The organism is Agaribacterium sp. ZY112, from assembly GCF_041346925.1.
In the GTDB taxonomy this organism is placed as follows: Bacteria; Pseudomonadota; Gammaproteobacteria; order Pseudomonadales; family Cellvibrionaceae; genus Agaribacterium.
The window spans coordinates 454,750-469,986 of the sequence record NZ_CP166840.1; the positions used below are offsets into that span (position 1 = coordinate 454,750).

Consider the following 15,237-nt stretch of genomic DNA (forward strand, 5'->3'; position numbering starts at 1 on the left):
AACAACTAATATCAGGCAGCTATGAACAGTGACTCCCCTCAACACTGGCGAGAACAAAAAGAGCAAAGCAATAAGTTTATGCTAAGCCTGCTTTACTGGTTTGCTCTTCACAGCCCACGAATATTTTTGAGTCCAATTTTAATAGCTACCGCTTTATTTTTTACTATTTTCAAAAAGCATAGCGTGAATACCAGTAAAGACTACTGGCAACATCTAGAAGGGCATCCCCCCTCTTTTTTTAAGGTTACTAGACACTTCTATCATTTCGCTCAAGTGAGTATTGACCGGCTTTACTTCCTTAGCGGTCGTTATAAGCAATTTCGTGTCGATACAGAAGGGAAAGACCTGTTTACAGAAAAATCTGGAGGCTTATTACTCGTAAGTCATATAGGTAGCTTTGACTCCATGCGTGTGCTTGCCAAACAAGAAAGTAATCTAGATATCTATATTCTTATGGATAGGCAACACAACGCTAAAGCCATGCAGCTTATTGAACGACTAAGCCCCGAAATGGCTAATAAAATCATTGATGTGGCACAACCCCCTTCTCAACTAGCCCTTCACCTTGATGAATTAATTAAACAGGGTGCATATATAGGCATTATGGGAGACCGTGTCGGCCGCAATGAAACCCATACCTTGTGTGATTTTTTAGGTCAACCGGCCCAACTCCCCCTCGGCCCTTGGCAACTTGCCGCAACACTCAAAGTTCCGGTAATAATGTGCACAGGCCTTTATCACGGTAATAAACATTACAGTCTTCATTTTGAGCTTTTATATGAAGGCCATAAAATAACGAGAAAGGAACGTCATAAGGTGCTGCATGAGCTGGCGCAAAAATACGCGCAAAGATTAGAGCATTATATAAAACTCGCTCCTTACAATTGGTTTAACTTTTATAACTTCTGGTCCAATGAACGCACTTAAACTTAGCGCTTACACCCTAAGCACAGCCGTCGGGCAAGGCATCGATGCCAACCTTAAGGCCTTAAAAAATGGTAATAGCGGCCTAGAACCATGTCGTTTCTTTGATATAAACGACCTATCTACCTACTGCGGCCATATTGATGCCTGCGACGAGCTTAAGCTAGAACCTCGCCTTAAAGACTACGACTGTCGAAATAATCGTTTGACAGCGTTAACGCTTGAGCAGGATTCCTTTGCGAGCAAGGTCTCTGCATTAAAACTGAAATACAGTTCAAATCGAATTGGTGTATTTATTGGCACCAGCACCTCAGGCATTCACGAAACTGAGCGAGCTTATATTGAGCAGGCTAAGCGAGGGAGCTTAGAGCAACTTCCTGCTTGGTATAATTATCAAGGTACTCACAACGTATATTCTTGTGCTGAGTTTGTACGAAATTATTTCAAGCTAAATGGTTATTCAAGTGCTATTTCAACAGCCTGCTCCTCTAGCGCAAAAGTATTTGCTGCCGCCCAGCGCGCCATTGCTTTAGGTATTTGTGATGCCGCGATTGTCGGTGGTGTCGACAGCTTGTGCCTGACTACACTTTATGGTTTTAACAGCTTACAAGTTATTGCCAACGAATTATGCCGCCCTTCTGATAAAAATAGAAAAGGCATAAACATAGGTGAGGCCGCAGGTTTCGCCATTGTTGAACCGGCTAATAATGAAGACAGTGCAATAATGATGCTTGCTTATGGCGAGAGCAGTGACGCCCACCATATGAGCACCCCTCATCCAGATGGCATCGGCGCCCAATTGGCAATGCAAAAAGCTCTAAATCAAGCGAAATTAAATAGTGAAGACATTAACTACATTAACTTACACGGAACAGGCACGAATGCAAATGATCTAAGTGAAAGCCGAGCTGTATGTGAATTATTTGGTAAATATGTCGCAGCAAGCTCTACCAAAGGGTGGACAGGCCATACACTGGGTGCAGCAGGTATAATAGAAGCAATTTACTCTGTTTTAAGTATAGAACACCAATGGCGCCCCAAGAGTTTAAACACGCTTGAGATCGACCCCCAAATTAACGCTAATATTCTCTTAGATAGCAGTCATGCAGATATCGATTATGTTCTCAGTAACTCCTTTGGCTTTGGCGGAAGTAATTGCAGTCTGATCTTTGGAGGCCAAGCATGAACATTTATATTAATGCCATCGAAGTTGTGAGCGAGGGAATTAACAATTGGCCCCAGGCTCAAGCCATTTTATTAGGTAAAGAAGACTATAACGCTGGCTCAATAGATAAATACAAACCCAATAGCCTACCAGCAAATGAACGTCGCCGAGCCACCAACTTAGTTCGCCTAGCTTTTCAAGTATGTGAGCAAATTCAAGAGAAAAGTAAACTGGAATCACCAGCTTCTGTCTTTGCAAGCTCCGGTGGTGATTATCAAATTATTGATCAAATCTGTCGCGCGCTAAGTAAAAACGAACGCTTAATTTCACCCACCCAGTTTCATAATTCAGTACATAATTCAGCAGCAGGCTACTGGGGCATAGCCTCTCACTGCCAAAGTGCATCAACCAGCCTAAGTGCTTTCGATTACAGCTTTTCTAGCGGTTTAATCGAAAGCACTGGTTTATTAGTCGCGGAGCATAAACAGGTCTTATTTGTTTGCTACGACAGTGTTCCACCAGTCCCGCTACGAACTAAGAGATCTATTAACACAGCTTTTGCTTGCGCCTTTTTATTAAGCCGAGAGCCTAGCGATGACTGTATAGCCCAGTTCAATTTAGGCATAGAAAATAGCGATAGCTTAAGCCACTGTAAAATAAAAGAGTTAGAAGCCCTACGAATGGATAATCCTGCAGCTAAATGTTTACCCTTATTAGAAGCCTGTGCTCAACCAAATAAAACAGAACTTTATTTTGACCTAGCTTGCAATCAGAAGCTAAAACTTGTCGTTGAAGGCCGAGCATGAATATTTGCTCCTTCAAACATCTAGACCTTGCAGAGCTATTACCTCACGGCAGTGACATGTGCCTTATAGATAAAGTAACTTATTGCGACAAAGATAGAATCCAATGCGAGTCAGAAAGCCATTTAAGAGGTAACAACCCTCTACAGATAAATGCACGAGTTCACAGCTGTATACTTGCAGAATACGCTGCACAAACTGCAGCCCTACATGCTGCACATATAAACTCTCACCTCGGAAAAAAACAAGCAGCATTTGTCGGCGCTATAAAAAAATTCTCGTGGGAAAACACCTACCTACCTGAAAAGAACATTCAATTTCAAACTCAATTAGAACTTAATTCAAACAACGGTGCTATTTATAGTTTTAAAGTAACGAGCAGAAAAAAAACAATCGCATCCGGAAGTTTAGTTCTAATAACCCCCAGTAAAACCAAAGTTGCCTCATAAAAGAGCAAATACAAAAAAGGGCTGCATGTTAAGCAGCCCTTTACAAAAAATATTCGCAGCTTATTATTTACTTACTTCCAACAAACTTGTTTTAAATGCAGTCAATCGCCCGCGTCCATTAGCGCGGTTATCAAAATAAATACTATAAACTTCACCATTATCTGCTTCTGGTATAACTAACTTGAAATAACGCTTAGATACTTTAATTTTATGCTCACCAGACTTCAAAGGAACTTCAGTAAAATAAATCTCACCACCTAGGTGTTCAAAACGAAATGAGCCCGATAAAGAGCTAGAACCTTTAAGGCGAGACAGTGACGCTCGCTTACGAACATCACCAGCTAAATATGCATTAAACTCAGAAACTTTGGCCCTCGCCATTTTCTGCTTCTGTAGTTCTTCAGCACTAAGCTTAGGCTTAGCTTCTTCAACTACAGCCTCTTCAACTACAGCCTCTTGCGTAGCAAGCTCTGCAGCAGCTAGTTTTGCGGCGGCCTGCTCTTCTTGTTCTTTTAACAACGCGGCTTCTTGTTCAGCGAGTAGCCTAGCCTCTTCTTCCTGGCGGAGCTTCTCGGCCTGAGCGGCGCGCTCATTGGCTTTCGCTTGCTCATCTATGCTTTTACGAGCAGCTGAATACGTTTTTTCATACTCTGCCTTTTTAGTATCCGCAAAACCGATACGCTTTTGAGTCGAAGCTAACTTGCGCTCCGCCAAACTCAAGCTGCCATTAGCACGGTCTAAAGCACGCTCATTTTCTGCACTTGCCTCTACATTGTAATTAGCTTGAGCAGTCTCTTTCTGAGCCTTAGCTTGGTCGACGTCGGCTTGAGCCTGATCAAGCTCGCCCTGAAGCGTATCAAGCTTAGCTTGATACTTGGCAATTCCCTGCTCACTTTCATTTAATTGCTGCTGTAAAGTCGCGCTCTGCGCATGCATCGATGCACAAGCCACCATAAGGGCGCATGCAAAACTGACTGATTTAAACTTCATTTTGAACCTGTCTTGTTCGAAAGAGGTGTAGGAGGAGGTGGCTATAAGTGTGCTGAGGTAAGCCCTCACACTAAAGTTGTAGCCGAGATAGAATTGTAAACAATTATACGCGCCATACTCAAGCGACCTGGCTAAAAAAGCCTCAATAGGTCACAAAAAATTAATATAGCTCTAATTTTGACCAGTCTAATTCATCTTCAAGCATGTCTGCTAGACGCTCTAACTGCTGATTACGCCGCTCTTCAATACTGTCCTGCTTTACTACTTGATTCAAACCAGCCCATTCTAATAGAGCCATACAAGCTTGCGATCGGTCAAAAACACCATGTAAGTAAGTGCCCACAATCTGGCCATCCTCGCTAATAAAACCCTCTGAATTTGCTTCAGCTGTGTCGTAACTAATAAGGCTTTGATGCTCGGCGAGAAACTCACTCTCACCGCAGTGAATCTCGTAACCAGAGCACTCCACGGGCTTATGAGTTAAACAAATATGCCCAGAGCGACAACTTAAGGTTTTTTGCTCAGTTAGTATCGTTTGCATTGGAATTAAACCTAAGCCTTGACTTAAACCCGCTTCCTGCTCGACACCTAAGGGGTCATTAATGCTCTGTCCAAGCATTTGGTAACCACCGCAGATACCAAGCACTTTACCACCATAACGAAGGTGCCTAACAATGGCTTGATCCCATGACCAATCTTTTAAATGCTGTAGATCGGCACGAACGTTTTTACTACCCGGTAAAATAATTAAATCACAAGAGGGCATAGGCTGCTCTGGCCCGAGCCAGGTAAACTTTACTTGCGGATGAAGTCGTAAGGCATCGAAGTCTGTGTGGTTGCTAATTCGAGAATAAACAAGAACCACTATATGTATTTGCTCGGTCCCCGTATTCACCTGATTAATATCGATTGCATCTTCAGCATCAAGATAAAAATCTTTTAAATAAGGCAATACACCTAGTACTGGCTTTCCTGTTCTTTCTTCTAACCAATCTAAACCGCTTTCAAGTAAAGCACGCTCACCACGAAAACGATTAATCACAAAGCCCATCACTCTGTCTTGCTCAGATTGGCTTAATAAGGCAAGGGTACCTACCAGGTGAGCAAAAACACCACCTTTATCTATATCTGCAATTAAAATAACAGGGCAATCCACCTCTTCAGCAAAGCCCATATTGGCAATATCGCCTTCACGTAAATTAATCTCTGCAGGGCTTCCAGCACCTTCAACGATGATGCTCGAATAACGTTTCTGTAAAGAGGCAAAAGAGTCCAGCACTGCTGACATCGCCACTTTTTTATAATCGTGATAAGACTCAGCTTCCATTGAGCTTAAAGCTCGCCCCTGTACGATCACCTGAGCCCCCGTATCACTACTTGGTTTTAATAGAATAGGATTCATATCGGTATGCGCTTCGATACCACAGGCATACGCTTGTAAGGCCTGAGCTCGGCCAATTTCTCCGCCGTCAACAGTCACCGCGCTATTTAAAGCCATGTTTTGAGGCTTAAAAGGGGCAACACTCCGTCCTCTTCGTGCAAGCACACTGCATAGACCCGCTACCAATACAGTTTTCCCTGCATCGGAGGTTGTGCCCTGAACCATTAAACACTGCTTTACACTCAGCATAAAAGCACCTCAAATTAAATAAGGTGCACAGTGTAATGTAAATTGTTTAGATACGTTAACCACAGTTAAACGACTTAACGGATTAGAAGAGTATCGCTAACATTTATATTCTTACGTAAGTAAGATTGGGGTTTATTTCCAAGAAAATAATCATTTAATTTAAAAGAACTCGCTAGGCTCTACGAATAAAGTCATCGCGAATAAAACACTCTTCTTTAGGCTGAGGCTTAGCAGAAGACAGCACAACGTCTTCATGCTCATCGGGAAGGCGACCAAAAATGGCCATAATTTCTGCATCACTTAAATCCAGCATACTGGAGTCTAAAGATACGTCTTGAGCGGGCATAAAGTTTCTACTAGGGTGGCGTTTTTCGGTTTTGATATAACGAGCCTGCAAGATCTGTATAACTAGTATGGCATCATCACGCTGCTCTTTAGTCAACAAAGGCAATAAATCTTTTACCTCCCCGGTTTCAGGTAAGAAGACAGGCAGCATGCCTTTTCGCATAAGTGCGTCCGTTAAATAATAAGCGCTTTGGTAGCTTTCTATGCTCCCCCTTTTATTTTCATATTTAAAAACGGGTGAACTGACTTTAATACCATTCACATGTACAGCTTCACGTGCAACACATGGATGCTCTGAGCCCGACAACCTGTTAAAAAGTGCATCGGCATAAGGTAAGCGGGCTAAAACTTTATCATCATATACCGCCTTATCATCATCTAGATAAACCACAAAACCATATTTCAAATAGTGCTCAGGCATATTCACGTGTGTACCACCTTAACCATATTTTATAAGACCTAAGCACTTATTCAACATAAGTGCCAATACAGTTAATAAGCGAAATTTTTACTATTTATAGGTATTAACCTTTGTTTAGATAACTTTAAAAGATTAAAAAGGCGCCAGTTATAGACAGAGAAGATAAAGGATTCTGGCGCCAAAGTGGCATGTAAATTTATTCGACAACTCTAAGATTCAACTTGCTCATAAATAGAAACAGAAACACCTTCAGTGTCTAATAGAATCAGTTGCTTCCCAGCTTGTTTGTAAGCCTTAACTTCGGAAAAAGTACTAAAAATCAACTGTTCTAATTTATTTTGGTCTTCTGCACAAAGCATACGAGTTGCCGCAAAAGGCCCAAGCTGCAAGCTGCCTTTATCATTGATTCTTTGCTGGCCATTAAAGCGATTACAGCCGCTGCGACCTGTCACACTCGCCCCATCCACTAACAAATCAGCATTCACACCAATAGGAGGCTCCTGGCCCTGCACGCTAAGCAACTGCCAATGACCATCAGGTAAAAGTGTCATCGTTTCTGACTTATGAGGCTGCGAACAACTCGCAAGCGCAAGCATGGTGAAGCCTAAACAGTATTTCAGCATTGTATTCTCCTTTAAAATGCCTGACCAAATTGAATATAAAACCCTTTGTTCTTATACTTTCCTGCAGCAATTTCTGCTCGAACAATCATTTTTTCCTGCTCTTTAAGTGTGTAAGTGACACCACCACCAATAGCGGGGTAGAGGCTCTCATCATCCGAACAGCTCTGTTCATCGCCGTAAAGACAGGCAAGCCCCATAAAGCCACTTAACCCCCATTTTCCTTTTAAGGGATAACGTTCCTCTAGCTCCACGGTCCAAGTATTGGGAGCTAAGTATTCCCCACGAGTATAACCACGTAACTTAATAGAGCTATATGCGCCTTTAGGCGCATCATTAGTCCAACGACCATAGACATGACTAGCGAGCACACCTTTTGAACCATGCGTATAAAAGTGACTAAAATCGAGTTCATAAGTGTCAAAACTTTCGTCACCACCTAAGGCTTCTCTATACGCCGTATTATTCAGATTCAGATAAGAACCCGAACTCGGTGAGTGCTGATTGTCTCGCGCATCGTATTCCACCACAGCGCCAATACCATTACTGCTAAAGCCATCTAGACCTATGGCTTTGAGAAAGGCCTTGGTTTGTTCATCACGTCCGTCGATCTCATAATCCATATCAACAGCCTGAGCTCCAAGATACCAGTCGCCTTTTACTTGTGTGGTATAACGAAGAAACAAACCTTTTAGCCTATCAGTAGTCAGTGCATTAAAGCCTGTTCCTAGGAAATCCTCATAATCATTTTCTATACGACCACCAAAGGCTCCAGCTAATAAACGATGCCTATCAGCTGCAAAATAATTTTTAGAAAACATGCCATAAATAGTGGAGTCAGTATTACTGTAACTACCCATAATACCCAACATAGAAGTAGGGCTTTTTTTATCCGCTTTAAATAAATAAGCGCCCATTGCACCAATACTTGTGCCCATTTTAGGGTCGGCACTTAAGGTTGGCGTAGCCAGCCAAGGTGATTCTTTTTTCTTGCTAGCATTTACCTTGCTCGGCTCTTGATCAACATGCTTTGTTTTTTCTAAGTCACCACTCTCTGCGCTTAAGACAGAACAATAGAGAGAAAAGAGCATAAGAAAAGCAACTTCAGTGTGCTTACGCATAGACGTATCAACCTTCCAGGTTATTAAGGCCTGTTTTGCAGCCTAAATGATAAAGGGCAAAAGGCTAAGTTATATTTCAAGCGAGACTTTATAGCAGCCGTTCGCTGAACTCATTAATTCTTCCGATGAGTAATGTAGTCAGCAAGCTCAGACAAAAACTGGCCTCTTTCAGCAAACACCGTTAAAGACTGCTTAGCCTGTTCAACAAGCTGCTTGGCTAGGGCCTGAGCCTCTTGCAAGCCCAATAAACTAACATACGTACTTTTGTTGTTGCTTATATCCGACCCCTGAGTTTTACCCAAGGTTTCAGAATCAGAAACCACATCAAGAATGTCGTCTTGTACTTGGAATGCCAAACCTAGAGCACTGGCATACGTTGCCAAGGCCCTGCTTTGCTCAGGGCTAGCTCCACCTAATAAAGCTCCCATCTGCGCGGCTGCAATAATTAATGCTCCCGTCTTATTACGATGGATGCATTCAAGTTCACTAAGACTTAGATCGAGTTCCTGGCCTTCGGCCTCTAAATCCAGCATCTGCCCAGCAACCATTCCTTCAGCACCGGCAGCAGAACTTAAGGCTCGAATAAGACGACAAGCCAATACCTCATCATCGAGCAGGCTAAGTTTCTCATAAGCCAAACCCTGCAAGGCATCACCGGCTAAAATGGCCGTGGCTTCATCAAACTTTACATGGCAGGTTGCTAAACCACGACGTAAATCGTCGTCGTCCATGGCCGGTAAGTCATCGTGAATAAGGGAATAGGTGTGCAGGCTTTCTATCGCCGCTGCGGCACAGTCTTGATCGCTCTTGCTGCTGGTATCGACCTGACAAATATCAGCACAAGCGTATACAAGAATAGGACGAACCCGTTTGCCTCCGGCGTTAAGGCTGTAGAGCATAGCCTGATGAAGGCTTGAAGAAACAGCTTGGGCATCAAACCAAGTAGCTAACTGCGCTTCGACACGCAACTTGTAGTGCTTAGCCTGTTCTTGAAAATCCATAATAGTCTTTGCTTTTATAAGCTCGTATCGGTATTAACCTTAAGCGCCCTGCTCGATATTTATAGCGAAATAACTCTATAGAGAGCTATTTCTATTGAGCTTCACTGCTATCTTGAGTACCGAGAGGGTCTTCGGCATCGATGGGCCGAGGCTGTTCTTCACTGACACCCGCGTCAAAGCCGTAATACTCAAGACCTTCATCATCGAAGTCTTTATTATCAGCACTGCCAACACGGCGAATAAAAAACTCGCCTTCTGTCTGAATAGGCAGTCCAACAGGTTGGCGACCACCGTGCAAGCTACTGTACTGCGCCTGGTTTACATCAATGGCGCCGTCAAAGCATTCTTCAAACTTGATCAGAGAAGCTTGTTTTTGCCAACCTTTAACCGCACGCATAGGAATGGCTTCGGCTGCATCACCACTGCCGTAACCTAAAGTCAGAATATCGTAACCTTGTAATTCAACGCCACGCTTAAACGCATCTTCAAGACCCGCAGCAATCCATGCAGGTAAGGATGCTGAATAAAGGTTACCGACGTTTTTCATGATATCCCAACCGAGGCTCATCTTAGCCTCAATACGACGGAAGCTTTCAAAACGCTTTAAAACACGGGTAACACGTAAACTGCGTGAAAACAGAGGCGTATTAATTTTTCCTTGCTCAACACAGGCGTAAACATCACGCTTAGCACTGAGCTCTTCAATGACATCGTGAAATTTAACTCGCGCAGCCTCGCAATATTCTTTTAGCTCACTGTGATCTTCTTGCTTTCCCATAGCCAATGAGTAGAGGTAGCTCATCGCCAAACCAGTTTCAGGCATACGCGTATAAGGCCTATGCATAAAAATAGCTTTTAGGTTCTTAAGGTAGTCACTGCGATCTAAGCCGCGCTTATTAAACATATTCGACAAAGCGACCAACACGGCATCAATATAGCAATTGGTGCTGTAATAACCGTTGAAGACTGGGTAGTCGCGTAACTGGCCATTATTAGCAGCGTGCTGCTGGGCATAACGAACAAAAGGCTTACGAAAATCGGGGCCGCGATAATCGGCAGAAGAACCACTTTTACTAAGATCAATAGCCAGCATTTTAGCCTCAGGCTCAAGCAGCATAGCTACCGCGCCCGCACCTTGGGTAGGCTCGCCTGTTGAACCTTGTTCATATTCCGCAATATCTGCCGCCACAACAATGGCCGTACTATTGGCCCCATCACAAGCCAAAAAGCGCGCAGCACCTTTAAGCGCATAAACACCACCTAAACAGGCGTGTTTATATTCGGGTACTTCACAATAGCGGCTTAAGCTTGGTAGACCGATCTTCTCTAAACCTTGATCGACGAGGCCTTTAACAATCACTGCACCGGCACTGTTATCCGTGCTCGATTCCGTACCAAAAGCAAAATAGCCGACCGAGCGCGGATCTATATTATATTGTTGAATCAATTTTAAGGCGGCATTGGCTGCCATCGTGTACACATTTTGATGGTGCCCGCGCATACGAAAGCTATGTCCAACAACATCTTTTAGCTTTTCCCAGCTACCATCCGTCCATTCACACCAGTCTTTTAACTGGGTGCGATAACGCGGCAAATACGCTGCAAGACCGCTAATACCAACAGAGCTCATACTATTCTCCACGAAATTTCGGCTTCCTAGCCGAAAGCACTAAACGAGGCCTGCTATTTCAGCCTCAAGCTGCGCCTTAAATTTATTTTGTATCTCAGACCACTCAAGCTTAAACCAAGGTGTAAATGCATCAGGGTTGGTTTCGAGTTCATGCTCTAAAGCTTCTGGGCTTAACCAACGCACCTCACTAATCTCATGCGGGTTAGGCTTAGCTTGCTCATCACAGCGGCCAATAAACACCGAGCACAGCTCATGCTCTGCACCAATATCACCAAACTGAGCGTGATATTGGAATTTATATAAATAGGTTAAATGTTTTGCCTCAAGCCCAAGCTCTTCGCTCATACGACGCTGAGCGGCATAAGTCATACTCTCACCTTCACGAGGATGGCTACAGCAAGAGTTAGACCAAAAGCCTCCCCACAGGCGTTTAACTTCGGCGCGTTTTTGTATCAGCATCTCACCACGCTCATTAAACAAGAGCACGGAAAACGCTCTATGCAAAATGCCCTGACCGTCGTGGCAGCTCAGCTTATCAGCTAGGCCAAGTTCTTCATCGTGTTCGTTTACAAGAATAAGCTGATCGGAATCCGACGACACCACAGCGAAGTTGTCATGTGCATGTGCTGTCAAAACTACCTCCGAAAGACAATAAGTACGCACCGCTAGTAATCAGCAGGCAAAAATCAAACGCACAGTTTAAAGCTCAGTCGCGTTTGAAACAACTAAGCCCGCCAAACTAGCACATGAAAGGTGCTCAATTTGCTAATACAACCGGAAAACTAAGATAAGCATTTGCCTCGAGTGTCGCCTGAACTTGGGCCTCTAACTCGGCCTTATCCGAGCCGCAACAAAGTAAAACCGCACCACCATCGCCACTGCCCGTTAACTTACCCGCGAGTGCGCCTGCCTGAGTAGCCAAATGTAAGATTTCATCAATTTCAGCGCAGCTCACCCCCAGCTGCCTAAGACAAGCTTGGTTTTCTGTCATCAACACAGCCAATGTCTGTAAGTCACCCGCTTTTAAAGCGACTTCAGCCTTGGCCACCAAAGCGCCCATCGAAGCAAATAAAGGGTTGTACATATCCGGCTTGGCCAGCCATGCCTGCCTAACCCGCTCAACTGTCTTGGCGGTAAAGCCTTTAACGCCGCTAAGCGCCACCAAAAACCGTAAGGGGCGCGGAATACTAAGAGGCTCTAGTACAAGCTCTTCTGATTTTTTTTGAAAACGGAATAAACCACCATAACAAGCGATAGTATTATCCAAGCCTGAGGGACGACCGTGCGCCAAGGTTTCACATTGATAAGCCAAGTCGTTAATACGTTCATTGCTAGGATCTTGCCCCACAAAAAGCGCCACGGCACGGGCGCAAGCGACCGCTAAGGCAGCAGAAGCCCCAAGGCCAGAAGCGTGAGGCACTTCGGCTTCCACTCGAATCAACACAGGTTCGGTAAGTGCAAATTCATTAAACAATAAGGTCATGCTCTGCTGTAATAGGTTTACGCCGCCCGACTGAGTGCTCTGTTCAGCTAATTCACAATCTAACCGCCAAGCAGGTATCACAATACGAGACACATCAGCCGTGCTCTCAATACGCACACGAATAGCTTGCTCCAGGCCCCCTGCAATAGCTGGCTGGCCATAAACAACACTGTGCTCACCAAAGAGGATCACCTTGGCACAAGCGCTGACCCAGCCGCCGGCATCTTGATAAGTAGAAGCCTTACGTTTCTTTAAAGCTGAAAATTCGAGTACAGCCTCAGACATTGGCTTGTAGCTCGGCAATGATTTCTTTGGCTCGCCACACTTTAATTTCTGGCTCTTTGACCAAACGCTGGACTAAGGCTTCAAATAAGGCATCGGGACAACCCGCACTAAGTGCAACGCTGCGTGCATGTAAACGCATATGCCCATGCTGAATACCCGAGCTGGCTAACGCTCTAAGTGCAGCAAAGTTTTGAGCAAGACCAACAGCCGCCATAAGCGACGCTAGTTCAGGAGCACTTTCAATACCTAACAGCTGCTGATTTGGTTTTACCTGAGCATTACTAAGCAGTGACGCCCCTACCGTACCTATCTTGATCGGTAATTCGATGCTGCCTTTTAAATTGCCATTCTCATCTTTGCGCCACTGAGTCAGGGCACGATAGTGACCATCACGGGCGGCATAGGCATGTGCAGCGGCTTCAACACTGCGCCAATCATTGCCTGTCGCCAGAGCCAAGGCATCAATGCCATTCATAATGCCCTTGTTATGCGTGCAAGCTCGATAAGGGTCCATCAACGCCAAGTCATTCGCCATCACTATGCGGTCGCGCAACTGCTCACCACCCATGTCTTTAATCGCCAAAGCAGACACAGGGAAGCTTACTTCTGCCCTTGCTAAGGCTTCATCCGCTAAATTACTTAAGATTTTTAATAATGGTTCACCACCTATTAAAGCCTGCAAACGAGGAGCTAGGGCCTCACACAGTGAGTTCACTTGATTTGCCCCCATGGCATCACAGGTATCCACACTGAGATAAACCACAAGCATAGGTTCACCACTATTCGGCCCTATAAAACGTGCTGTTGTCAGCTTGCGAACACCACCACCGCGCTCAAGCATAGCCGGCATTAAGCTATTGGCCTCTTCAACTAGGGCCTCAGCTTCTTTAAGTACAGCCGCTTCTGCTGCGGCGACATCCTCTAGAGCCACAAACTGTATTTGGCCTTTAATCACCCCTGCATCGGCAGAAGCACTAAAACCACCGTGTTTTTCTGCAAGCAAGGCAACATAACTTAATGCAGCAACAACGGAGGGCTCTTCAACCACCATAGGTACTTGATATAAGCGCTTATTAAGTGGGAAGTTAAGCGCAACGCCTTGAGGAAAAGCAAAGGTCGCCATGACGTTCTCAATCATTCGGTCGGCAGATTCCAGCCCCAAAGCATATTCCTGCTCGTGCCAGGCCTGAGCTTGCTGCGCACTCAAATAACCGGCATCTTTTAAAGCCTCGATACGTAGTGCGGGAGCTAGCTTACGAAATTTTCGGTTAACTGCTTTTTGTAGCATGCTATTATCACTCACGGCCTGAAGACCGACTATCAATATGTAAATCAAGGCAGCGAAGCCCAGATTCTTTTATAAATTGCAGCATATCTTGACGCTGGCTACCGCTGTGACTTAACAACAAACCCAAGTCACCTCCGCCAGCACCACAGGGTTTGTACAAAGCCGCATCAAACTGTAAAGAATGCTGGTACAAGGCCGCATGCCCTGCGGCAAAAATGCCTAAATCGGCTGCACGATCAAAGTCATTCAAGATGGCGCAAAAAGCGCGTAAGCGATCAAGAAAAGCCCTAGAATCCGTTTGCTTACAAACAGATGCACTGGCATCACTTAGCCTATCAATAAAACTCGCGCACAACTGTGTATGCTTGGCCCGCCACTTTGATAAGGAACCCAGCATCGCAGGTGTACTCGCGCTTTGCCCCGTCCAGATAAAATCTAAATAAAGCCCCTCTGGTAAAGAACAAGCGGTAAAACTTAGATCGCGCTGAACAGATTGGCCATTATTAAAAACAAGCGCGGCACCATGAAGACTGGCAGCTAGATCTACACCGCTGCCCACTTTACCTTGGGCCAAGCTATGCACCTTTTGTAAACGAGTCCAGCGTTGAGTTAGGCTTTCAGAGCCTAATCGCGATTCAGGCAAGGCTTTAAACAACTCATCAAGCGCCACACACAAAGCAGCACTCGAACCCAAACCCAGTTTGGCTTCAGCATCAAAAAAAGCAGAAGAATCACTAACCAAAGACCAAGCCTGCCGAATAAAAATAAGCGGCTCAGCAAAGTGCTGCTTCAGTAGAAACCAAAACATCGAGCTAAATAGAGCAAGCTCGGGACCCAGGCTCCCTTCATCGGTAATAAAGTAGCTTTTATGGCTAAAGCCCGGGCAACGCAGCTTAAGGCCTAGCGGCGCATCCGCAGAAGAGTCTGACTGTGTTTGGGGTTCAAGTTTTAACTGTAAACGCCGGTCCAAAGCCAAGACTAAAGAAGGCGCACCGTCTAATACTGCGTATTCACCGCAGATAATTAACTTGCCGGGCGCACTAACCTGATACCTAGAAGCTCGCTCTTCCTGCGTCATGGGC

General features: G+C 44.8%; 15 protein-coding genes. 4 read left to right on the forward strand and 11 right to left on the reverse strand.

Features of this window, described 5'->3' with window-relative positions:
- Window positions 1–21: 21 nt before the first annotated feature.
- Genes AB1S55_RS02025 through AB1S55_RS02040 form a run of 4 tightly spaced genes read left to right on the forward strand, consistent with a single transcriptional unit; the run spans window position 22 to window position 3,341 of the window.
- Window positions 22–927: a hypothetical protein gene (locus AB1S55_RS02025; protein WP_370980115.1), complete on the forward strand. Its 906-nt coding sequence runs from the start codon at window positions 22–24 to the stop codon at window positions 925–927.
- Window positions 914–2,110, forward strand: a complete 1,197-nt coding sequence (locus AB1S55_RS02030) for a beta-ketoacyl-[acyl-carrier-protein] synthase family protein (protein WP_370980116.1) — start codon at window positions 914–916, stop codon at window positions 2,108–2,110. Before AB1S55_RS02025 ends, AB1S55_RS02030 begins: the two co-directional genes overlap by 14 nt.
- Window positions 2,107–2,895, forward strand: coding sequence for a beta-ketoacyl synthase chain length factor (locus tag AB1S55_RS02035; RefSeq protein ID WP_370980117.1), 789 nt, complete (start codon window positions 2,107–2,109; stop codon window positions 2,893–2,895). Before AB1S55_RS02030 ends, AB1S55_RS02035 begins: the two co-directional genes overlap by 4 nt.
- Window positions 2,892–3,341 carry a hypothetical protein gene (locus AB1S55_RS02040; protein ID WP_370980118.1) on the forward strand — a complete coding sequence of 150 codons (450 nt, stop codon included), beginning with the start codon at window positions 2,892–2,894 and terminating at the stop codon, window positions 3,339–3,341. Before AB1S55_RS02035 ends, AB1S55_RS02040 begins: the two co-directional genes overlap by 4 nt.
- 63 nt (window positions 3,342–3,404) lie before the next feature.
- On the opposite strand, the gene AB1S55_RS02045 is transcribed toward AB1S55_RS02040, so the two are convergent.
- The 11 genes from AB1S55_RS02045 to AB1S55_RS02095 all read right to left on the reverse strand — a co-directional run bounded on the left by AB1S55_RS02045 (window position 3,405) and on the right by AB1S55_RS02095 (window position 15,233).
- A complete protein-coding gene (locus AB1S55_RS02045; protein ID WP_370980119.1) occupies window positions 3,405–4,331 on the reverse strand; it encodes a hypothetical protein in 927 nt (308 codons plus the stop codon).
- Window positions 4,332–4,491: 160 nt separating this feature from the next.
- Window positions 4,492–5,961, reverse strand: coding sequence for a cobyric acid synthase (locus AB1S55_RS02050; RefSeq protein WP_370980120.1), 1,470 nt, complete (start codon window positions 5,959–5,961; stop codon window positions 4,492–4,494).
- 172 nt (window positions 5,962–6,133) lie between these two features.
- Window positions 6,134–6,733 carry a hypothetical protein gene (locus tag AB1S55_RS02055; RefSeq protein ID WP_370980121.1) on the reverse strand — a complete coding sequence of 200 codons (600 nt, stop codon included), beginning with the start codon at window positions 6,731–6,733 and terminating at the stop codon, window positions 6,134–6,136.
- Window positions 6,734–6,936: 203 nt separating this feature from the next.
- Window positions 6,937–7,350: an META domain-containing protein gene (locus tag AB1S55_RS02060; RefSeq protein ID WP_370980122.1), complete on the reverse strand. Its 414-nt coding sequence runs from the start codon at window positions 7,348–7,350 to the stop codon at window positions 6,937–6,939.
- An 11-nt stretch (window positions 7,351–7,361) separates the two neighbouring features.
- Window positions 7,362–8,468 carry a BamA/TamA family outer membrane protein gene (locus AB1S55_RS02065; RefSeq protein WP_370980123.1) on the reverse strand — a complete coding sequence of 369 codons (1,107 nt, stop codon included), beginning with the start codon at window positions 8,466–8,468 and terminating at the stop codon, window positions 7,362–7,364.
- Window positions 8,469–8,581: 113 nt separating this feature from the next.
- On the reverse strand, window positions 8,582–9,469 hold the full coding sequence (locus AB1S55_RS02070) for a polyprenyl synthetase family protein (protein ID WP_370980124.1): 888 nt from the start codon (window positions 9,467–9,469) through the stop codon (window positions 8,582–8,584).
- A gap of 91 nt (window positions 9,470–9,560) precedes the next feature.
- Entirely contained in the window at window positions 9,561–11,099 is a 1,539-nt protein-coding gene (locus tag AB1S55_RS02075; RefSeq protein WP_370980125.1) for a hypothetical protein, read from the reverse strand.
- Between the two features lie 39 nt (window positions 11,100–11,138).
- The gene (idi, locus tag AB1S55_RS02080) at window positions 11,139–11,732 is read right to left on the reverse strand and encodes an isopentenyl-diphosphate Delta-isomerase (RefSeq protein WP_370980126.1); all 594 of its coding nucleotides are present in this window, start codon (window positions 11,730–11,732) and stop codon (window positions 11,139–11,141) included.
- Between the two features lie 124 nt (window positions 11,733–11,856).
- Window positions 11,857–12,867 carry a mevalonate kinase gene (mvk, locus tag AB1S55_RS02085; RefSeq protein WP_370980127.1) on the reverse strand — a complete coding sequence of 337 codons (1,011 nt, stop codon included), beginning with the start codon at window positions 12,865–12,867 and terminating at the stop codon, window positions 11,857–11,859.
- Window positions 12,860–14,170, reverse strand: a complete 1,311-nt coding sequence (locus AB1S55_RS02090) for a hydroxymethylglutaryl-CoA reductase, degradative (RefSeq protein ID WP_370980128.1) — start codon at window positions 14,168–14,170, stop codon at window positions 12,860–12,862. Before AB1S55_RS02090 ends, mvk begins: the two co-directional genes overlap by 8 nt.
- Window positions 14,163–15,233, reverse strand: a complete 1,071-nt coding sequence (locus AB1S55_RS02095) for a mevalonate kinase (protein ID WP_370980129.1) — start codon at window positions 15,231–15,233, stop codon at window positions 14,163–14,165. Before AB1S55_RS02095 ends, AB1S55_RS02090 begins: the two co-directional genes overlap by 8 nt.
- Between the last annotated feature and the right edge of the window lie 4 nt (window positions 15,234–15,237).